This window comes from Paenibacillus aurantiacus (assembly GCF_042431225.1).
Classification (GTDB): Bacteria; Bacillota; Bacilli; order Paenibacillales; family Paenibacillaceae; genus Paenibacillus_Z; species Paenibacillus_Z aurantiacus.
This window is the reverse complement of sequence record NZ_JBHMDO010000017.1, coordinates 256011-276347: the sequence shown is the minus strand read 5'-3', so window position 1 is coordinate 276347 and position 20337 is coordinate 256011. Positions and strand designations below refer to the sequence as shown.

Below are 20337 nucleotides of genomic sequence, written 5' to 3'. Positions count from 1 at the left end.
CTTTACGCGTGCGTGATGCAGATGCCCTCATATATAGCGGTCGAATCATGACAAGCGGCGCCTCGGAACCTGTATCCGGGGCGCTATTTCGCGTTCCCGCGAAATCTGTACGTCCAAAAGCAGGCAGGCCAAACAGGCGGAGGATCGCTCCGCCTGTAACTTTTCGGTGCTCGGTTGACGAGGAGGCGGCCCCAACGGCCATTAGCCGTTTGGTGATCTGATCTGGATTGGCAAGCTGATTAGGTACAACATCCGGGTCAGCCAATCGGCGATGCATTCGGCAGCTTCCTCCCATCCATCCTGCGCGGTGATCCAATACATGCGATTGACGAACGGTTGGTTAGAGCTGCGGAATCTACTAGGAGGAGTGCAGGCGGCGCAAATAGCCCCGCGTCGTCTTGCCCCGCGGAGCTGTCATGCTTGCCGCCTTGTAGGAGCGGTTACGTCGGCTGCGAGACGGCTAAGCCAAGCCCTTCCGCGACGCGCTGCCCGTAATCGGGATCAGCTTGGTAGAAGTGCGCGAGCTGGCGCAGCTTGATCTCCTCACGCTCGACCGGCAGCATGGCCTGAACGATGTTGCTCACGAGTCGCGACTTCTCTTCTTCGCTCATGAGCCGATACAGGTCGCCGGCTTGCGTGTAATGGTCGTCGCGGTCGTAGGCAGCGCTATCGGCCAGGCCGTCCACCTCGAACGGCGCCGGCTTGTATGCCGCATTGTCGGCTGCGCCGCCGTAGCTGTTCGGCTCGTAATAGACGCCGCTTCCGCCGTTGCCGTCCGACCGCATCGCGCCGTCGCGCTGATAGTGGTGCACCGGCGCGACCGGTTGGTTGATCGGCAGCGTGTTATGGTTGGCGCCGACCCGGTACCGGTGGGCGTCCGCATAGGCGAACAGGCGGCCCTGCAGCATTTTGTCCGGCGATGCTTCAATGCCGGGGACGAAGGCGCCGGGCGAGAACGTCGCCTGCTCGACTTCGGCGAAATAGTTCACGGGATTGCGGTCCAGCACCATCCGGCCGACTTCGATGAGCGGGTAATCCTTCTGCGACCATACTTTGGTCACGTCGAATGGATCGAAGCGGTAGGTGCGAGCATCCTCGTACGGCATGATTTGCACGTACAACGTCCAGGCCGGGAAGTCGCCTTGGTCGATCGCGCGGAACAAATCCTCGATGTGGTAATCCGGCTGTTCGCCCGCGAGCCGCGCGGCCAGCTCGACGTCGAGGTTACGGATGCCCTGCTCGGTCTTGAAATGGTATTTGACCCATACGGCTTGACCGTCCGCGTTCACCCACTTGAACGTGTGGCTGCCGAAGCCGTGCATATGGCGCAGTGTAGCGGGAATGCCGCGGTCGGACATGAGAATCGTCACCTGGTGCAGCGACTCCGGCGAGAGCGACCAGAAATCCCAGATCGCGTTCGGGTTCTTCAGATGGGTTTGCGGATGCCGCTTCTGCGTATGGATGAAGTCCGGGAACTTGATCGCGTCGCGGATGAAGAACACCGGCGTGTTGTTTCCGACGAGGTCGTAGTTGCCTTCCTCGGTGTAGAACTTGACGGCGAAGCCGCGCGGATCGCGCACCGTGTCGGCCGAGCCGAGCTCGCCGGCCACCGTCGAGAAGCGGATGAACAGCGGCGTTCGTTTGCCGACCTCGGACAGGAATGAAGCTTTCGTATAGGCGGACATGTCATTCGTCACCTCGAAGCAGCCGTGCGCTCCGGCTCCCTTCGCATGCACGACGCGCTCGGGCACGCGTTCCCGGTTGAAGTGCGCCAGCTTCTCCAGCAGGTGCACGTCCTGAATGAGGGTCGGGCCGCGGGAGCCGGCGGTCATCGAGTGCTGGTTGTCGCCGACGGGAGCGCCCCAGCTCGTCGTTAACGTTGGTCGTACGTCCATGATTTAACCTCCCAAATCGTATGATTGCATGTCCATCATAGCAAGCTGACGGGAATCCGCAATCCCGCGAAGTAGCGCGAACGATGGTGCAGTCAAGCAAGTATAGACAATAGTTATAGCATCTTTGTGGCGGCCGCCGGCAAGGCCGCTTGTACCGGGGATCACGTATAAGTAGCAGCGAAATCGTTAGATCTTATCGGCCTTTAGGTATAGAAAAATCGAATCAATGCAGATGCGGGCCTTCAGAACCGTCGCGGCGCCAATCCGCCTCTTCGCATGATCCGTCTGCTCGATTCTCGGCTCGCGCGTGACATCAAGCTGGTGCACCGCAAGCTCCGAATGAGCGAGACTGCCATGGTTCGACATGACCGTCATTGCGCACGGTGACAAAAATGATGACAGCCGGTAACTGGCCCGCCCTCCCTGGAGCAGTTACGATGAGTAGCATAAGAACAGCATGAGCGTATGTGGACTACAGGACATCACCGAAGGCGGCGAGGACGTGACGATCGAGCTGGTAGGGCGCGGATGATTCGAAAGAACAGCGATCGGGTTACAGATAGCTAGCTCGGTAATTGCGAAACGATAGGAGGACGAGTGAAGTGAAACGAACGATCGATGTCAGAATGGTCATCGCGCAGCTGGGCTTGGAGCATAAGTACCCGGAGCTGCGGAGTCATCTTGATGGAAGGGTGGCGAACGGGGCAATGGATTGCGGCCGGCGACAATGTGCCAGCTTGTACGCAGAGGCGCGTGTACAGGAATGTCCGAATGTGATGGGGTCAACCGGGTAGAGAAGAGCAGCGGATCTGGCGATCGGCTGCTCTTTTTATTGAATCGTATGATGTCAGGGACTTGCGCATGGACCGAAATAATAGACAGGGAAGCGTTATATATGTGCTGTGCAAGGCTGCTGTTTGGACTTTAGGGCTCAACCGGGCTCATGGTTGATCCAACTCGATCTCGGTGTACAGGGCTCTTCCCCAGTTGCCGACGAGGAGCAGCTAATACGCACCGTCAATGGAATAGACGGAAATTGCGCTGGCACCCGTTTCGTTTGTACGCTCGATTACGCCTTCTTTACACGTCACTGATTCGAGCTTGACAACAGGATTGCTCGTGACGCTTTCGTTATACAGCCGATAGAAGCGCCCGTCGCTCGTCCTGATTTCCCGCGGCGGTTCCTCGCATGTTTGCGAGATGCCGAGCACGGTTGTTTGCTGCGAGGGATTCGCGTTGTAGAGCTTGATTTCCTCGGTTTGCCGATTCCAGTTAATTTGAATCTGGTAATAAGCGGATATCACCTCCGGACCGCCCCCATGCCCGGAAGAGCCGAATTCGAACACCTTTTTCCAATCGTGCGTTTCTGCCCCAGAATTCGAGCCGCTGCCTGTTTGGACGCCGCGGGGTTGTGAATACGAATAGTAGCTTATGCGCCCCTCCGGCTCGGGACCTTTGCCAATATAATCAAACAGCACGCGTTCGGTATGCAGCTCCTCCCCCTTGCGATGATAATCCACGTACACGACAGCCCAATTGTCCGTATGTCCGCGGTAATCGTGAATCATTTCCACGTCGGGATCATTATAGAGATCTCGCAGCACTTCTTTCTCGATCTGCGCGTAAATCGGATCTCCGGTCGTCGTGACGTAATCCGCCTGTTTGGCCTGGAGGTAGTAGACGGTCAACAAGGCCAGCATAAATACGCATACCGCTCCTACGATTGGCTTCATGAACCGGAATGGATCCGGCTTCGCCTGCAGCTTGCGCTCCACTTCGACCCACATGTCTGGCGAGAACCTGCCCGTCGCCGGAGGTTGTCTCAACTCGCGTTCCCAGTGTCGTTCGGCTTCGTGCTTCATCGCCAACCGCCCCTCTCGTTCATGGCGTCTGCCGCCATTTTTTTCGCCCTTCGCAGCCTGGATTTGCAGGCGCTCTCCGAGATGCCCAATGCGCGGGCGATTTCGTCGAGATCAAGCTGATGATGCGCATGCAGCAGCAGAATTTCCCGATATTTCGCGGGCAGCTGCATGACCATCTCCCAGATTTCGCTCGTGACGACTTTGTCCATATACGCGTTCTCCGCGGATGGCGCCGTGCCCTTGCTGGCCATGAACGGAGCGAGCACGACTCTTCGGAAGAAAGCCGAGTTGCGGTGGGTTAGCCACGTATTGCGCGCGATTTTGAGCAGCCATGTCTTCATCGACGCTTCGGCCCGATACGTCTGAAAGGACCGGTACGCCTTGACGAACGTATCCTGCGCGATCTCGTCCGCCAGGTGCCGGTCGCGCGTCAGGACGTAGGCATAATTCCACACGTCGTCGCCGTACGCTTCAACCGCCAGCCGGAAATCCGTTATACTAATTTCGGATAGATATCTCATATAGTCGCCTTGCAAGTTCGCCGGCCTCCTTTCTCCACATGTATATAGACTAGGCAAACGGAAAAAAGTGTCAGGGTGCGCGCCAATAGTGATTCAGGATATCTGCTAGGACAAGTTGGAGGAGAGAAGTTCCACATGCATAGAGAACCAAACTATATCATACCGCCTTTGCTCGATGAGCTGATGAAATGGGAGAAAGAGATCAAGCCGAACGTTCCGTATTTGGAAACGCCGACTGGTTATTTCCTTCAATTCGATCCGGCCGACAATGGCGGGTACCAGAGTTCGCCGGTTGATGCGATCGTGTTCGCGAATACGGGGATGGACGGCACGCATTACTCGTTCTTGACGGATTTCGGGGCCGTAACGGATTTGAGCGAAGCGCCGATTATTTGCGTCGCCCCGATGGATTTCGGGAACTGCACGCGAATCGTGGCCAATAATATAAGCGAATTTTTCGCGCTGCATTTCTCGGATCATCAAGGATTGCTGTTGAACGATTTCGATTCGGAGACGCGGTATTTGCAGTATTTGAAAGAGCAAGAGGGAGAAAAGGATGACGAGGATGAGGAGGACGAAGAAGAATCGGGCGGTTATTTCAGTCGGGCAAAGTGGGAGCGAGAGCGGGGGATCGCGCGCGACTCGGCTTTAGAGCGCTTCGGTTTCCAACCGATTCCGGACGGATTCGCCTACATTCAGGCGGCTCGGCAAGAACGGTTGAACAACGTCATTCTCCACACATCAGACGGGTTGGGCGTTGCGGCTTACGGCGCAAGCGATGCTGCGTCGAAGAAACCGGCGCCGCATCCGTGGCAAGGGAAGCAGATTCCGGAGCGGGATGCCGAGCAGCTGGTCGCCTACGTCGAGAGCGCGGAGCAATCGGGCTTGTTCGGGTTTATCCGGGACTGTCAGGCGCAGGGCGTGGATAATTACGAGGTGATCCGGGCCATCTGCGCGAGGCTGTTCGAGCTCGGGCTGCCGCTGGAAGCAAGGCGGCTGGAGTTCTGCATGAATATTTGACGCCGATCGCAGCTATATGGTGCAATTGCCAAATCATTAGTTGATAGAGAAATCTGGCCAAGGAGGGAGCCTACATGAAACTGTTGCAGCTCTTGCTGTTGTACGTGCGCGGGGATTTCGGCCGATTGGCGTTCGAGCTCAAAGACCGGATGCCGATCTGTTATCTGCTCGTCATCGAGTGCGTCGGCGTCTTGCTCGTACCGGTTCGTTTGGCTGATCCTCCTTCACGGTCCGGGTCCGGGGCAATTCGCCGCTCCAATCATAGCGTCCAATCGCTATCGATTCTCTGGAAGGAGACCGAAGCGATCCTGTCCCGCTTTCAACGGTGGAAGGAACCGTCTGCCTTCATCGGCCGCAACTATCGTACCAGATGATCATGCGGACATATGTGCCCAACGATTGATTTGGCACAGTAGCCGAGAGGGGACGGACAAATGGACTTCAGCGTTTATATGATACTCGGGGCTACGGGCAGCATCATGCTGTTACTCGGAGCCGTGCTGATCCAGGCCTTGCGGAATAGACGATGGCCTTCGAATGACTACACGCCTTTCGATTACATTACGGCGCAGTCGAAGATCGAATTTCACGATGTAGAACAGGACAACGACGACGATGACGACCATGGCGACGATAAGAACAAGAACGAAATGAAGCGCAAGTGATGGCAATGCCCCTTCCCCGCATGGACCGGTTTCAAGCCGGTCGTGTCGGAGAGGGGCGTTTCTATGCGACCTGGTGGGCAAGGATAGCGAGCTGCTTGCTCAGTTCACTCACATCGCGAGAGACATTGCTCAGCACGATGACGGTTATGCCGGTGTCCAAAAACCGCAAGAACATCGAGGCGTAGCCCGTGATGCCGCCGCCATGAAGCACCGCCCGGCCGAAGGGCGTGTCCTGAACGAACCAGCCGAAGCCATAAGGAGATTGCGCTAATGCGGGCTTGTACATCCTGCTCGCGAGATCAGGGGCAAGAAACTGGTCCGAACGCAGCGCCCGGTCCCAGAGACGGAGGTCGTGCGCGGTCGAGAGCAGATTCCCGGCGGCGTAAGCTTGAGTCGGATCGAACAACGGCGCGGGTATGACGGCTCCGGACGCATCGAGCTCGTATCCGCAGAGGCGGTTCTCCGCCATGAAGCCGGGCGTTTCGACTTGCGTGTCCTGCATGCCTAAAGGGGCGAGCACGGCGGATCGCAGGAATTGTGCATAAGGTTGACCAGATATTCGTTCAATCAGCATGCCGAGCAGGACGTAATTGGAGTTGGAATAATGGAAGGCGGATCCCGGCGGCGAGAGCAGTTCGACGATGGCGAAGCGATCGAATATCTCTTCCGGCGTGGAGGTCATGGAAGCCCATTCGCGCATGAGCGGATCGTCCGTATAGTTGACGATGCCGGAAGTGTGAGATAGCAGGTGGCCGAGCGTAATACGTTCGCCGCTTCGCTGGGAAGGGAAGTAGTCGCCGATGGCATCGTCAAGGCTCAGCTGCCCCTGGTCGGCAAGCCGGAGGACGGAAGCCGCGGTGAAGGATTTCGTTATCGAGCCGATTCTGAACATAGATGATGGGGAGTGGAGAATGCCCCGTTCATCGTTCGCCATCCCGCAGCTCTGACTGAAGATGATCTCATCATGCCGGGATACCGACACGGTTCCAGCAAAACCATGGCGTCGCTCATAGTCGTGCAGGAACTGGGTGAACGCTTCTGTATGATGCGTCAAAGTTGAGCCCCCTTCAGTCGCTGAAATAGCCGGTAATGATCGTCCGCAGCGCCTCGGACTGCGTCGTGCCATGCTCCGTGCAGTACGCCTCCAACCGACGCCAAATGTCTTCCGGCAGCGTTATGGACGTTTTCTTGGTAATGCCAAGCCGCTTCCTGCCCGCGCCCGTGCGAGCGCCGCCCTTGTTGAACACGATGCTGAGCTGCCCGTCGTTGCGGGGAATGCCCAAGCGAGGATCTTGATCTGCCACTATGTTCCACCTCTCTTTTTTTGAAAAAAGTAACTAAAGTCAATATAACTAATTTAATGGTACCACGCTATGGAAAAATTATCAAATGCCCTAATAACAAAATTCCACACAGAAAAGAGCAGCTACCGACAGCTGCTCCGTGCGCCAACTATATATGGCGATCGTCGTTTTCTGTTCGTCACTCGCCATATCCCGGCAGCTCTCGCTATACCTCGAAAGCGTGCCTTGGCGCGCGACGCTTACGCCTTCTCCGCTAACCTCGCATACAGAATATAATCCAGTGCCGCCGGATCGAACCCGCCCGCTCGGAGCGCGGTGTTGATCTGGCCGCGGTGGTATTGACCGTGCAGCGCGACATGGATCAGAATGTCCCGCACGGTCGTCTCGAACGGCGCGCCGGCTTGGCTGCGGTACGCGACCGTCTCGTCAAGCTCATGCTCCGACAGGGTGTCCAGGAAGGTGCGAAATCCGTCCGCGTTCGCTTCGATCAGCGCCGCGCATGCGTCGATATCCACGTCGTCTCCCCACAGCGGAAGATGCCGGCTGTCTTTGCCTTGCAGCCGAGTGAGCCAGATCCGCTCCGCTTGGAGCATGTGCAACAGCAGCGGTGCGGCCTTGCCGGCTTCCCCGAGCGGAACGGACCGCATCGTCTCGAGCAGCTGGCGGTTCGCCCAATCCATATGCGCGAACATCGCGCGAATCGTTAACATGAAGCTTCAGCTCCTTCTTCTTTATTATCGACTTACAAAGATCGTATCACGTAAGAGAGAGTCCGCCAACGCCGAAAACGCGATCGAAGTGCTCGCCAATCAAAAAAAACGAACAAGCTCCCGGCCAGCTGCGGCCGGTCTCGTTCGGTTCTGCAATCGTGCTAACGCTCTTCCGACAACGGGAGCGAGATTGCCAGCCGGCAGCCTTCGGGCGTGCCGGCGTCCTCGCCGCTGCGCGAGCCGATGCGGACGGAGCCGCCGAGCAGGTGGACGCGCTCCATCATCGACGTCAAGCCGAAGCCGGGGCGCGCGGTGCCGTATGGGTCGCCGTCGTTGCTGAGGTCGAAGTAGATCCAGCCGTCCTCGGCATATAATTCGAACGCGAACGCCGTGCAGCGGCCGTGACGGATGCCGTTGGTCATGCCTTCCATGAGCGCGTGATAAATGACGCGCTGCGTCAGTCCGCTTAGGAGAGGCAGCGGCTCCGGCCGATACAAGATGGCGACGCCGGCGTTGTCGCGGGTATCCTGGATGAGCTCGCTCAGCGCCGCGGCCAGATCGAACGAAGCGCCTTCGTCCTTCAGCATGCGCACGGCGCGGCGAATTTCGTCCAAGCCTTTGCGTACGAGCTATTTGGACACATCGAGCCGTTCGACCGACTTGCCGAAATCCCGGTCGGACAGCTTCTTGGCCGCTTCCAGCTGCACGATCGCGGCCGTCAGCGTATGCCCGACGACGTCGTGCATTTCATGGGCGATCCGGTTGCGCTCTTCGAGCACCGATACTTCCGTGAGCGCCTCGGCCGTCTCGCGGACGGAGCCTGCGAGAATGCGGTTCGCTTCCTCGAGCTCGTGGGTCCGCAGCACAACCTGCTCTTCGAGGGAATGGTGGAACTGCGCCAGCTTCAGTTGAATATGGACGCGCGCCAGCAGTTCGCCTTGCGAGAACGGCTTGGAGATATAATCGTTCGCGCCGGCGTCGAAGCCTTGCGTCATGTCGACGATCCGGTTGCGCGCCGAGAGCAGAATGATCGGCAGCTCGTTCGGCGACCACTGCTCGCGAATGCGCTGGCACACCTCGTAGCCGGTGAGGTGCGGCATCATGACGTCGAGCAGGATGAGATTCGGCTTCGCGCCGCCGGCCAGCAGACGCAGCGCCTCCTGGCCGTCCTTGGCTTGGAGGAGCCGATAGGGCTCGCCGCGCAGATAATGCTGCAGCACTTGCAGGTTGATCGGCTCATCGTCAACCAGCAGGATAGTAGGCTGGCCATGCAAAGTGTCGTCCATTGGCGCGACGCTGGTCTTGCGAGCATTCGCGGTCACTGGGAGGGGCGACGTGACAACCGGCGCGTTATTCGGCGCGTCGGCCGCGTTCGAGCCGGGCTCGCTGCCTGCGGCGGCATCGTTCCAGCCTTCGTCGAAGGCTGGCGCGAGCGGCAGCACGGCGGCTGGCTCGGGTGCGAGCGAGGCCAGCTCCGTCCATGCGGCGGCAGCGCCTTCGGCCGCAGATTGCTCCGGAGAGACCAGCGCGGCCGGCAGCGTGAAGCTCGCCCGCGTGCCGCCGCCGGGTCGCGGGCCGATCGCGAACGTGCCGCCCTGCATCTCCACGAGCTGCTTCGTGATGGACAGGCCAAGCCCGGTGCCGCCGCCGGAGCTGCTCTCGGCCGCGGCGAACGGCTGAAACAGCGTCGTCATGCGCTCGGGCGTGATGCCCGGCCCGGTATCTTCGACGGCGATGGTGACCATGCCGCCGGGTGCCGGTTCGGCGACGACTGTAACGGCGCCTTCAACCGTATACCGGATCGCGTTGCCGATCAGGTTATACAGAATCTGCTCCAGCCGGTTCGGATCGGCATGGACGGCAAGGCCGTTGTTCTCGGGAATGCCGACATGCGTCGCCAGACCTTTGCGCCGCGCGAGCGGGGTGAGCGCCGCGATGACGACGCCGGCCGCTTGGCGCGGATCGACGGGCTCGGGCTTCAGCTTCAAGTCGCGGTGCATCATATGGTACAGATCGAGAATGTCGTTCACGAGCCGCAGCAGCCGGTTCGAGCTGTCCAAGATGAGCTGCAGATTGCCCTTCATATGGCCGTCGACCGGGCCGGCCGCCCCGTCGAGGAGCGATTCGGTCAGACCGGCGATCCCGTGCAGCGGCGTGCGCAGTTCGTGCGACGTATTGCGCAAGAAGTCGTCCTTCAGCTGATCGTACACGGCCATCTCCTCGTTCTTCGCCGCCAGCTCGCGCGCATACCGCTGCAGCTGCCGGTGCACCTCGGAGAAGCGGCCGAAGATGACCATGGCGAGGGAGAAGAGGAACAGCAGAATGCCGACCGGGAGCATGTGCGGGCTGAGCTCCAGCAGCAAGCGCGGCCATTGGAGGCGGTCCTGCAGGAAGGCGAAATAATTAAGCAGCACGTGCAGGAACCCGAAGATTAGCAGGAACACATACCCGAATCCGAGCCAGAATGTCTCCCGCGTCCGGTGATTGCGGATATACCGGGCCAGCGTGTAGGTCATGACGGAGAATAGCGCAAGCATGACGTAAGGCAGCCATTGCACGAGGAGACTGACGTACAAACCCGGATGGATGAACGCCGCCGCGACGGTGACCAGAGAATACGTGCCCATGACGCCGATCAGCACGCGGTACGTCCGCTGGTATTCTTTGCCGAGCGCGACGGTGTAGAACCCGATATTGGCGGTGATGCCGATCGTCAGCAGCGCGTCGCGAAAATAATAGAGCCGGTAGATGCCGTCGAAGAACCACTGCAAGGCGGTGATGAGCGTGATCATCCCCGTGCCGGCGCAGTACGTCAGAATCGTGAACCAGAAGTACAGCAGCTCCTGTCTGCGACGGAGGAACATGAAGAGCGATATGGTGCCGCTGATCAAGAAAATGACGCCGTATACGAGCAGGATCCATTCCCGCGCGATAAAAGACTTGAAGATCGTGAACCGGTCGCCGAGGTTGTTCCAATAGGAGGGCATCGGCTTGCGGTCCCATAGCAGCTTGATCGACACCGTCTTGCCCGCGTCGTCCGGCGACAGGCGAACCGGCAGCAGCGCGGCGGCCGGGTTCATGTACGGATCGGGATTGCGCATATTGAATTCATAGACGGACTTGCCGTCCAGGAACACTTCCGCATGCTTGAATTCGGACAGAACCATATACGGATCGCGAGGCGGCAGTTCGGGCAGCTCTCGCTTGAGCCAGAGCGTTCCTTTATAATCCGCCAGCCGCTTGCCGGCCGCTTCGTCCAAGGGCGTCCACTTCGCGCCCGGACCGGGCTCCTCTCCGAGGTAGAACTGCCAATTGATCATGTATCGGACCGGGTACTGTTCCCAATCCACGCCCGACGGCTTTACGGGCTGCTTCGAGCTATCGGTCATGCCGCTATCCGTGCGGCTGTCTGCCGCGGCCCCCGCGACTTCCGCGCCTAGGCCTCCCGCGATCAAGAACCAACCGCCCAGTACCGCCAAAATCATGAGCAGTCCCGTTCTTCCGATCCGGCGCATGTGTCCCATCGGCTTACAGCGCATCGCCAAGCAGCAAATCCTTCAGCTTGGCGATGGCGGTTTTGCGGTCGTTCGTGCCGATCTTGTTGTAGACGACGCTAATATAATTCCGGACCGTTCCTTCGCTCATGAAGAGGGCCGCCGAGATTTGGCGATTGGAGTAGCCCTCGATCATGAGCAGGACGATTTTGCGTTCCCGCTCGGTCAGGACTAGGCCCTGGCGGCGCAGCTCGGTCTCGTCGAACGCGTCGGCGCCCGTATCCGAGAGTACGGAGAGGCGCGCGGCCAGCTTGGCGGCGATCGCCGCCGGCAGGATGAGCTGTCCTTTGACCGCTTCCCGCACGGTGTGGACGACTTTATCGGCAGGCATATCTTTCAGCAGGAAGCCGTCCGCGCCGCCGGCCATCGCGTCGACGATGAATTTGTCTTCGGCGAACGTCGTCAGAATGAGCACGACCGTGGACGGATAATCCCGCTTGATCAGCTTCATGGCTTCTATCCCGTCCAGCACCGGCATCTTAATGTCCATCAATACGATGTCGGGCCGCTTCTCCCGCACCGCTTCGCAAGCCTCCTGGCCGTTCTCCGACACGCCGACCACTTCGAGATCGTCCTCGAGCTGCAGAATCGTCTGCAGGCCGTCCCGCAGCAGCCGTTGGTCGTCGGCAATCAATACTCGTATCATCCGTACCCATCCTCTGCGTTTGTGAAAGTGATAGCACAAATTCTAACAAACTATGCCGCGCCCGCATAGTGACGAGAGCACGTCGGACCCCTCTATGACAAATGTTGTGACAGCGCGTCACTGGTGCGCGGCAGGGCGGCCGCATACGATGAGCCGCGAAGCGCCGCTTCCAGGCGCTGAAATCGATGTACGATCCGAACTTCATCGACAACTCGTGGATTCAAGAGCCGGTGCGGCTTATCCCGCAATGAAGGAGCTCATCGCGGAGAACCTGCCGGAAGCGAAGCTGGCGATTACCAAGTACAACTTCGGCAATGGCGACGGCATCAGCGCCGGAATCGCGCAAGCGGAGGCGCAGGCGATCTTCGGCCGCGAGGGCGTCGATCTGGATCGAAATCGCGCTTCGGCGCGATCGGCGATGCCCAGACTGGCGCTGGCGGCGAGCTGTCCGTGAAGCTGCCGGCCCGCTCGGCAACGCTGATCGTGGTCGAACAACGCATATGAAGGAACGGAACCAAAGGGATATCCCGGCGGTTCCGTTTTTTTTGCGCCGCTATACATAACTTCATCACATGTTTCGGTTATAGTAGGAGTGACTTTGTTCGCGGCAGAGGAGGAAATCAAGTGAGAACGGTGCTGATCGTGGAGGACGAGCCCAAAATCCGGGAAGTCATCGCGTCCTATATTCGGCATGGCGGGCTAGCCGCGCTGGAGGCGGAGACGGGACAGGAGGCGCTGCGCCTGCTCGGCAGCGAGCGGGTGGACGCGGTCGTGCTCGATTTGATGCTGCCGGACATGGATGGCGAAGCGGTATGCCGGCACATCCGGCGGACCAGTTCCGTGCCGGTCGTCATGCTGACGGCCAAAGCGTCGCAGGAGCAGCGAATCGAAGGCTTCTCGCTCGGCGCGGACGATTACGTGACCAAGCCGTTCGACCCCCGGGAGCTGCTGGCCCGGATTCGGGCGATCTTGCGGCGCGCCGACGATTCGCAGCTGCTGGCGGACCGGATCGTGTACGAGGACGGCGCGCTCGTCATCGATTCGCTGCGGCAGACGGTAACCGCGCATGGGGAGCTTATCAATCTGACGCCGAACGAATACAAGCTGCTGCTTGCGATGGCGAAGCATCCGCAGCGCATATTCGCGAGGGAACAGTTGATCGAGATGGCATGGGGCTATGATTACGAAGGGGACAGTCGCACCGTCGACCAGCATATCAAGAACATCCGGCACAAAATCGAAGCCGATCCTCGCCAACCGCGGTTCATCCGGACGGTGTTCGGGGCGGGCTACCGGTTCACGGGAGGGGAATCGCCTTGAGACGACTGCATCATCGGCTGGCTGCCGTCCTGATCGCGATGGCCGCGGTCATTCTGATTCTCTCTACCGTCAGTTCGCTCTGGAGCATTCATTACCATCTGACGATGTATCGGCATCAGCAATCGGCGGAGGGGGCGGCAGCCGATTCGGCCGGCTTGACCGGCTTCGGCGGCCACCTCGAACAAGCGTTGATGCAATCGACCCTGCTGACGTTCCTCGGCGCGCTGTCGATCGCGGCGCTGCTCGGCTATTATGTGGCCAAGCGGGTCTCGGCCCCGCTGGTCGAGATGAAGCGGGGGGCGGAGCGCATGGCCAAGGGCGAATGGGGATCGCGTGTCCGCGTCAGAGGCGAGGACGAGCTCGCGCAGCTGGCGGGGTCGCTGAACGGGCTTGGCGAACAGCTGCAGGTCCAGCAGCAGCTGCGGCTGACGATGTCCCAAGACGTGGCTCATGAGCTGCGGACGCCGCTAGCCACGCTGAAGAGCCATCTGATCGCGCTCGAGGACGGTATATGGGAGCCGACGCCATCGCGTCTTCGCGCCTGTTCGGAGGAAGTCGAGCGGCTGATCGCGCTCGTCGCCGAGCTGGAGGAGCTTCATGCGATGGACGCGCCGGATTTCCGGCTTCGCTTGGAACCGAAGCCGCTCGCGCCGGTCATCGGCAAGGCGGCAGAGATTACCGAAGCCGCCTATGCCCGGAAGGGCGTCGGCCTGCGCGTGCGGATGGATTCGGAAGCGTGCGTGGACATGGACGATTCGCGCATGCTGCAGGTGCTCCTTAACCTGCTTACCAATGCGCTTGCGCATACCGAGCCGGGCGGCGAAGTACGGATTGAATTGGCGGAGGAAGGCGGACAGGTTACGGTCGACCTTCGCGATACCGGACCGGGGATTCCTTCGGAGGATTTGCCCTACATATTCGAACGCTTCTATCGCGGAGACAAATCGCGGACGCGCAAATCGGGCGGAAGCGGCATCGGACTTGCGATCGTGCACAAGCTCGTCGCGGCGCACGGCGGACAGGTGTGGGCGGAGAATGATGGCGGCGCCGTCTTCCGCGTGCGTCTGCCGCTCCACCGGGACGAAGGCAGGGAGCCATATCTGTAGCAGCGAACTTGAATTGCTCATCTTGGAAATTCCATTACACGCCGGTTAACATTTCAGCGTCCAGCCCTTCCCACTCCGGACTCGATGCCCGGTCTTCACGGGATCTTCAAAAGTTGCAGGTACCATCTTCTATGTACCTAAGGAATGGAATCGTGAAAGGACGTGCAATGATGAAGAAATGGATGGCGATCCTCGGTTTGGCGGCGGTCGTATCGTTGAGCGGCTGCGGGCAAAGCGCCGCACCGACGGAGTCGAATGAAGCAGGCGGCGCGGCGAATGGGCAAGCGATGGAGGGGATGCATCATACGAGCGAAGGCAAGCTGCCCGAGGGTTTGAAGGAAGCGGCAAAACCCGCTTTTGAGAAGGGGGCCGCGGTAATTCTGCGCGACGGACACATGGCCGGGATGGAAGGCGCCAAAGGGACGGTCGTCGGCGCGTTCGACACGATCGCCTATGCGGTAACCTATACGCCGACAAGCGGCGGCGAGAAGGTCGAGAATCACAAGTGGGTGATTCAGGAAGAGATCCAAGGCGCTGGCGACGTGCCGCTGCAGCCGGGAGCGAAGGTGACCTTGGAGGCCGATCATATGGCAGGGATGCAGGGCGCGGAAGCCGTGATTGATTCGGCGAATCCGACAACCGTATACATGGTCGATTACGTACCGGCCGCAGGCGGAGCGCCGGTCAAAAACCACCAATGGATGACAGAGGACGAGCTGGAGTCCGCCGCTGAATGATCGGATACCAGAAGCGAAGTCACGAGAGGCTGCTCCTTGCGGAGCGGCTTTTTTGCTATGAAAGGGCTCGTAACATTCGACGTCCTTAATACCCGTTCGCCACGCCGATATTGATCTGGGGGTTGTTGTATGATGAGGAGAACGCAATGTCGACATCTCCGCTATCATGAACGTCTCACCTGGCAGCTGCACCCTTCGGCAGAAGCTCGCCACGCGCGTTGCGATCCCGCTCGCGTTTTTGTATAGTGGACAGCAGTAAGCGCCTGTCTCGGCCATCGCAGCCGGGCTGATTAACGAGCAGGAGGAACGACGAACATGAGCCAACCATTCATTAAAGGTGCAGATATCTCGATCGTAAAGGAGATCGAAAGCTTAGGCGGGGCGTACTACCTGGACGGGGAGCGCAAAGATGTGTTCGATATTCTCCGGATCAAAGGGCTGAACGTCGTTCGGCTGCGCTTGTGGGTCGACCCTTACGCGGAAGACGGCACGCCATACCTGGGCGGGACGAACGACCTGGAGACGACGCTGGAACTGGCGGGACGGGCTAAAGCGCACGGCTTGCAGGTAATGCTGGATTTCCATTACAGCGATTTTTGGGCCGACCCGAAGAAACAATACAAGCCCAAAGCGTGGGCGTCGTTGACCGGCGAAGAGCTGGAGGCGCAGGTATATCGCTACACGGCGGACGTGCTGGCGCGCTTCAAGGCGGAAGGCGCGCTGCCCGAGCTCGTGCAGATCGGCAACGAGACGACGAACGGCATGCTGTGGCCGGAGGGCAAGACGCCGAAGTATCATTTTGAGGAGAAGCGGTTCGAAGAGACGGATGCGGACGAATGGCAAGCCGCCTTCGATCGGCTGGCGCGCTTGCTGCAAGCGGGCATTCGGGCGACGCGGGAAGCCGGCGATTCCAGCATCATTCTCCATCTCGACGCGGGCGGCTCCAACGTGCTCTATCGGACGTGGTTCGACGAAATGCAGGCGCGGCAGGTCGATTACGATATCATCGGCTTGTCCTACTATCCGATCTGGCACGGCAGCTTGGACGAGCTGAGCTTCAATATGACTGACATTAGCGCGCGCTACGGCAAGGACGTGCTCGTCGTCGAGACGGCGTACGGATTCACGGCCGACAGCAAGCACGGAGCGGATATCTTCACGGAGGAGTCGACGCGCATCGGCGGCTATCCGGCGACGGTGGAAGGGCAGGCGCGTTTCCTGTCCGATCTCATGACGACGGTGCGGAGCGTGCCCGGCGGCCGCGGACTCGGCATCGTCTACTGGGAGCCGGCGTGGCTGCCGCTCGAAGGCACGAGCTGGGCGAGCCTGCCCGGCATGGAATACGGCAACGACGTTGGCGCCATGGGCAACCATTGGGGCAACCAGGGCTTGTTCGATTTCGAAGGCAACGCGCTTGAATCGTTGAACGTCTTCACGCGGTTTTAATGAAGCAAGAGGGGAACGCGATGCTGAGCGAGCTGCTTGCCAAGCGGCACGGGGCGAAACTCGTCATCGTCTACCCCAACATGACGCCGCTTAGGCGGCTATGCGGATCTCGTGCTGCATGCGTCGATTGGCGACATGCTGACCAAGGCTGCGAAGGAATCGAAGACAATAGCGGGGAAGCGGGCGGTTCTGCGGCTGCGTACGAGTATTGGATACCGAAGGTCGGATAATAACAATAGGTCGAAAACAAAAGGCTGCCGCGGGCAGCCTTTTTGGTATGCCGTGCTTCAAAACGATAGAGCGCGGAAGGGGCGGCACTGGCATACGTCCATGCCGCGCAGCTTGAGCGAGCATCATCACTTATGTCTGATATCAGCCCGTGTGGATCGCGTAGCTAACGTTGTGGGGTTCACCGCTCTTGCTGGCAGTGCAGCGTCCGTCTATTCCCGCAGCATCTGCGCCGCCAGCGCCCCAAGAGCCGGATGACAGCGAATCTCATCCGCCGCGAGCCGGGCAATCGCTTGGGCGCCTAGCTCGGAGAAGTGGGTATCGTCCGTCAGACCGTCCGGATAATTGGGATGCTCGCCGGGAGCCAGGTGGACGAACAGCGATTTGGACGCCTCGACGCCGGTCTCCGCATACAACTGCTGCGAACGCGCGAACAGGTCGAGCAGCGGTACGTCGAGCTCCGCGGCCGCTTCGCGCATCGCTTCCGGATAAGGGCCGACGGCGAGCGGATCGGGACTTCCGTCCGGCGCGAACCGTCGGCGGCTGACGGGGGTAAGCAGCACGGGGATGGCTCCCGCCTCGCGCGCGGCGGTGACGAACCTGCTCAGGTTGGCGCGATAGTCGTCTTGGTCGCAATAGCGCGACGGATCCTCGCGCTTGCCGTCGTTATGGCCGAACTGGATGAACCAATAGTCGCCCGGCACGATCTCGCGCGCAATCGCCGCAAGCCGGCCCTCAGCAATGAACGATTTGGTGCTTCTGCCGTTGATCGCCCAGTTGCGCACGGTCACCCCGGAACGGAAGCGGAAGGGCAGGAATTCGCCCCAGCCCGCCATCGGCTTCTCGCCGCCGCCCTTCTGCGCGGCGGTGGAATCTCCTGCAATATAGAGGTTAAGCATCTCTGAACAAACCTCCTCGGAAGACGAGATAGAATAGATAGTACGCATGTTAATCTATTTGTCAAAAGCTTAAATCAGCCTATATAATGGGGCAAGGCCCAAATATTTGGCGGCAAAGGAGTTCGCGATGAAGAGAGGAACCACGTTTACCCGCATATTCGTTTCCATTCTCATATTAGGCATCGGCCTCGTGGCTAGCTTCGGTACCTATATCTACATGACGACGAAGCAATCCGTCCTGGAACGGGTCGCCGTAAGCAAACAAGCGTTCATCACCCAGACGAAGAACAGTCTGGAGCAAAAAATCAAAACAATTGAATACGCTTTCAGTACCTATAGCACGACCAGCTCCTTCCGTGACGTCATCGAGAATCCGATCACGGAGAAGGATTTCGAGGCTTACCGGAGCGTCAATACGCAGCTGAATTATATCGCCTCGATGGGACTGGAGGGCGCCAAATATACGTTGATTAGCCTCGTGCAGAACTGGGAAATTGCCAGCGGCAAGCTGTCGCAGCTGTCCGCGGCCAAGCGCGAAGAGCTGACGGCATCCTATATTGGCAATCATCCGCGAGGCCTGTTCTGGCAGCGCACGGACGAGGGGCTCCGGTTCGTCTATTCGCTGCCGTCGTTCTCGAACAAGAAAGAAGCGATCGCGCTGGCGGACTTGTCGCTCGCCGGACTCAATCGCATCCTGCGGACGGACGACGATGCCGCGGTCCTCATCCTGAACAGTCAGGGCGAGCTGCTGTACGAGAATCGCGCGCTCGGCCTCCCTGCGGCGCAGCTGACCGGACTTGCAGCCGCTGCCGCGGAGAGCGGGGCCGAGCGGAGCGGTCTCACCCGGTTGAGCGCCGGCGAGGGGAAGGCGACCAGCATCGTCTACGCCCGTTCCGACTATAACAATTGGATCTACGCGACGCCGCTTGCGCCTGACGAGACGACGGAGGCGCTGCGGACGACCCGATACGGCCTGATCGTCATGGGGCTGATCATCTCGGCGCTTATCGCCGTCGTGGCGTATTTCATCTCGTATTACTTCGCTAATTCGATTCGCCGCATCCAGCGTCGTCTGCCGGCTGCGGCCCCGGGCCCCCGGTCGAACGAGATTGATTGGATCATCGGCTCGATCGACGCCATTCTCGATGAGAAGCAGGGTCTTGCGCAGATGATCGAATCCGAGATGCCGAAGCTGGAGACGCAGTTCGCGCTGAATCTGCTGCGCGGGCGCGTCGCCCCCGAGGAGCTCGGACATCAGCTGCATCGCTTCGGGTACCGGCCGGAGCCGGGCTGCCGTTACACGGTCATGCTGATCCAGCTCGACAGCTACGGCGGGCGGGATGCCGCCGATAAGGACATGCTCCTGCTTGGCCTGAGCAAACTGATTGCGGAGATCGTGCCGCCGGAGCAGCGTCTCATCCCGATCGTCCTTAATGAAAGCACGCAGGCGACGATACTGATGCCCAGCGGGGAATCGGAGGACGACATTCGCAGATGGCTGCTCGGCACGGCCAAGGCCGCCGTGCGGCATGCGCGCGATGTGTTGAACGTGTCGGTCAGCGTTGGCTTCGGGAATCTGTACGAGGACTTGGCGCTCGGGAGCAAGGAAGCGTGCGAGATGGGCAAGCAGGCGCTCCACCAACGCCTCAACCTCGGCAAGGAATCGATCATTTTCTACGAGGATGTCTCGAACGTCGTCTCCGGTCCCGTCGTGCTGCATTACCCGGCCCAGCTGGAGAACGCGCTGTTCGATGCCATCCGCTTGGGCGACGAGGAGGGCGTCTCCCGCGCGCTGTATCCGTTCCTCGCCGAGATGATGAAGACGAGCAAGGATTCCGCCGATTTCGAGATGACGCTCATCCGCTTCGTTAATAACCTGATCCAGCTCGAGCAGCTGCTCGGCATCCAGGTGCTGCTGACGCCGGACAACCGGACGCTGTTCCAGCGGCTGCTCCAGATCCGCAACCCGGAGGAGATCGAGCGGATACTGATCGAGGAAGCGATCCAGCCGATGGTGCGCCGCATGAAGGAGAAGACGAACCGCCAATTCCGCTCGCTCTCCGACCAGGTCGCGGCGATCGTGCGCGAGGAGTACGACCGCGAGCTGTCGCTCGAGCTGATCGCCGACCGGCTGCATTACAACCCGAACTACTTGAGCAGCATTTTCCGCAAGGAGTTCGGCATCACGTTCAGCGAGTACCTCATGAACTACCGGCTGGACATGGCTAAGAAGTGGCTGCTCGAGACCGACCTGTCGGTGAAGGACATCGCGGAGCGGCTGCAATACCAGAATCCGCAGAACTTCATCCGTTCCTTCCGCAAGAAAGAGAACGTGACGCCAGGCGCGTACCGGAAGGAGCAGCAGAGCTCCTAGCTTACACAAGCGCATACGACCGCATAACGAAGCCGCACATCCACCGGGGA

The 20337-nt window shown here is 59.7% G+C and carries 21 protein-coding genes; 11 read left to right on the top strand and 10 right to left on the bottom strand.

The features are described 5' to 3' along the window. Positions 1-440: 440 nt before the first annotated feature. Complete coding sequence (gene katA, locus ACFFSY_RS09940) at positions 441-1895, bottom strand: catalase KatA (RefSeq protein WP_377493316.1); 1455 nt, start codon at positions 1893-1895, stop codon at positions 441-443. Positions 1896-2497: 602 nt separating this feature from the next. Between katA and ACFFSY_RS09935 the strand changes: the two genes are divergently transcribed. Next, positions 2498-2689, top strand: coding sequence for a hypothetical protein (locus ACFFSY_RS09935; RefSeq protein WP_377493314.1), 192 nt, complete (start codon positions 2498-2500; stop codon positions 2687-2689). Positions 2690-2899: 210 nt separating this feature from the next. Here the strand turns inward: ACFFSY_RS09935 and ACFFSY_RS09930 are convergent, their stop codons facing one another. Then, entirely contained in the window at positions 2900-3757 is an 858-nt protein-coding gene (locus ACFFSY_RS09930) for a hypothetical protein (protein WP_377493312.1), read from the bottom strand. Continuing rightward, positions 3754-4293 (bottom strand): RNA polymerase sigma factor, encoded by a 540-nt coding sequence (locus tag ACFFSY_RS09925; protein WP_377493310.1) that lies wholly within the window; start codon positions 4291-4293, stop codon positions 3754-3756. The genes ACFFSY_RS09930 and ACFFSY_RS09925 overlap by 4 nt, the downstream gene beginning before the upstream one ends. A gap of 120 nt (positions 4294-4413) precedes the next feature. Between ACFFSY_RS09925 and ACFFSY_RS09920 the strand changes: the two genes are divergently transcribed. The 3 genes from ACFFSY_RS09920 (at position 4414) to ACFFSY_RS09910 (ending at position 5963) form a co-directional block, all read left to right on the top strand. Continuing rightward, complete coding sequence (locus ACFFSY_RS09920) at positions 4414-5298, top strand: hypothetical protein (RefSeq protein WP_377493308.1); 885 nt, start codon at positions 4414-4416, stop codon at positions 5296-5298. Between the two features lie 74 nt (positions 5299-5372). Further along, positions 5373-5672: a hypothetical protein gene (locus ACFFSY_RS09915; protein ID WP_377493306.1), complete on the top strand. Its 300-nt coding sequence runs from the start codon at positions 5373-5375 to the stop codon at positions 5670-5672. A gap of 60 nt (positions 5673-5732) precedes the next feature. After that, positions 5733-5963 (top strand): DUF3951 domain-containing protein, encoded by a 231-nt coding sequence (locus tag ACFFSY_RS09910; protein WP_377493304.1) that lies wholly within the window; start codon positions 5733-5735, stop codon positions 5961-5963. Between the two features lie 61 nt (positions 5964-6024). Here ACFFSY_RS09910 and ACFFSY_RS09905 read toward each other — a convergent pair whose 3' ends face one another. The 6 genes from ACFFSY_RS09905 to ACFFSY_RS09880 form a co-directional block, all read right to left on the bottom strand. Further along, the gene (locus tag ACFFSY_RS09905) at positions 6025-7017 is read right to left on the bottom strand and encodes a serine hydrolase domain-containing protein (RefSeq protein WP_377493302.1); all 993 of its coding nucleotides are present in this window, start codon (positions 7015-7017) and stop codon (positions 6025-6027) included. Between the two features lie 13 nt (positions 7018-7030). Then, on the bottom strand, positions 7031-7267 hold the full coding sequence (locus tag ACFFSY_RS09900; RefSeq protein ID WP_377493300.1) for a hypothetical protein: 237 nt from the start codon (positions 7265-7267) through the stop codon (positions 7031-7033). Positions 7268-7506: 239 nt separating this feature from the next. Then, positions 7507-7977, bottom strand: coding sequence for a DinB family protein (locus ACFFSY_RS09895; protein WP_377493298.1), 471 nt, complete (start codon positions 7975-7977; stop codon positions 7507-7509). 161 nt (positions 7978-8138) lie between these two features. Further along, a complete protein-coding gene (locus ACFFSY_RS09890) occupies positions 8139-8591 on the bottom strand; it encodes a sensor histidine kinase (RefSeq protein WP_377493296.1) in 453 nt (150 codons plus the stop codon). A gap of 15 nt (positions 8592-8606) precedes the next feature. After that, a complete protein-coding gene (locus ACFFSY_RS09885; protein WP_377493690.1) occupies positions 8607-11516 on the bottom strand; it encodes a response regulator in 2910 nt (969 codons plus the stop codon). Then, entirely contained in the window at positions 11506-12177 is a 672-nt protein-coding gene (locus ACFFSY_RS09880; protein ID WP_377493294.1) for a response regulator, read from the bottom strand. Before ACFFSY_RS09880 ends, ACFFSY_RS09885 begins: the two co-directional genes overlap by 11 nt. Before the next feature lie 148 nt (positions 12178-12325). Here ACFFSY_RS09880 and ACFFSY_RS09875 point away from each other — a divergent pair, with 148 nt between their 5' ends. The 6 genes from ACFFSY_RS09875 to ACFFSY_RS09850 all read left to right on the top strand — a co-directional run bounded on the left by ACFFSY_RS09875 (position 12326) and on the right by ACFFSY_RS09850 (position 17016). Next, a complete protein-coding gene (locus tag ACFFSY_RS09875) occupies positions 12326-12631 on the top strand; it encodes a hypothetical protein (protein WP_377493292.1) in 306 nt (101 codons plus the stop codon). A gap of 170 nt (positions 12632-12801) precedes the next feature. Beyond that, complete coding sequence (locus tag ACFFSY_RS09870) at positions 12802-13497, top strand: response regulator transcription factor (protein ID WP_377493290.1); 696 nt, start codon at positions 12802-12804, stop codon at positions 13495-13497. Then, complete coding sequence (locus tag ACFFSY_RS09865; RefSeq protein ID WP_377493288.1) at positions 13494-14603, top strand: sensor histidine kinase; 1110 nt, start codon at positions 13494-13496, stop codon at positions 14601-14603. The genes ACFFSY_RS09870 and ACFFSY_RS09865 overlap by 4 nt, the downstream gene beginning before the upstream one ends. 170 nt (positions 14604-14773) lie before the next feature. After that, positions 14774-15340 carry a YdhK family protein gene (locus tag ACFFSY_RS09860; RefSeq protein WP_377493688.1) on the top strand — a complete coding sequence of 189 codons (567 nt, stop codon included), beginning with the start codon at positions 14774-14776 and terminating at the stop codon, positions 15338-15340. A 315-nt stretch (positions 15341-15655) separates the two neighbouring features. Then, the gene (locus ACFFSY_RS09855) at positions 15656-16786 is read left to right on the top strand and encodes a glycoside hydrolase family 53 protein (RefSeq protein WP_377493286.1); all 1131 of its coding nucleotides are present in this window, start codon (positions 15656-15658) and stop codon (positions 16784-16786) included. Between the two features lie 20 nt (positions 16787-16806). Beyond that, a complete protein-coding gene (locus tag ACFFSY_RS09850) occupies positions 16807-17016 on the top strand; it encodes a hypothetical protein (protein WP_377493284.1) in 210 nt (69 codons plus the stop codon). A 210-nt stretch (positions 17017-17226) separates the two neighbouring features. On the opposite strand, the gene ACFFSY_RS09845 is transcribed toward ACFFSY_RS09850, so the two are convergent. After that, on the bottom strand, positions 17227-17913 hold the full coding sequence (locus ACFFSY_RS09845; protein WP_377493282.1) for a rhamnogalacturonan acetylesterase: 687 nt from the start codon (positions 17911-17913) through the stop codon (positions 17227-17229). A gap of 127 nt (positions 17914-18040) precedes the next feature. Here ACFFSY_RS09845 and ACFFSY_RS09840 point away from each other — a divergent pair, with 127 nt between their 5' ends. After that, a complete protein-coding gene (locus ACFFSY_RS09840; RefSeq protein WP_377493280.1) occupies positions 18041-20287 on the top strand; it encodes a helix-turn-helix domain-containing protein in 2247 nt (748 codons plus the stop codon). Positions 20288-20337 lie beyond the last annotated feature (50 nt).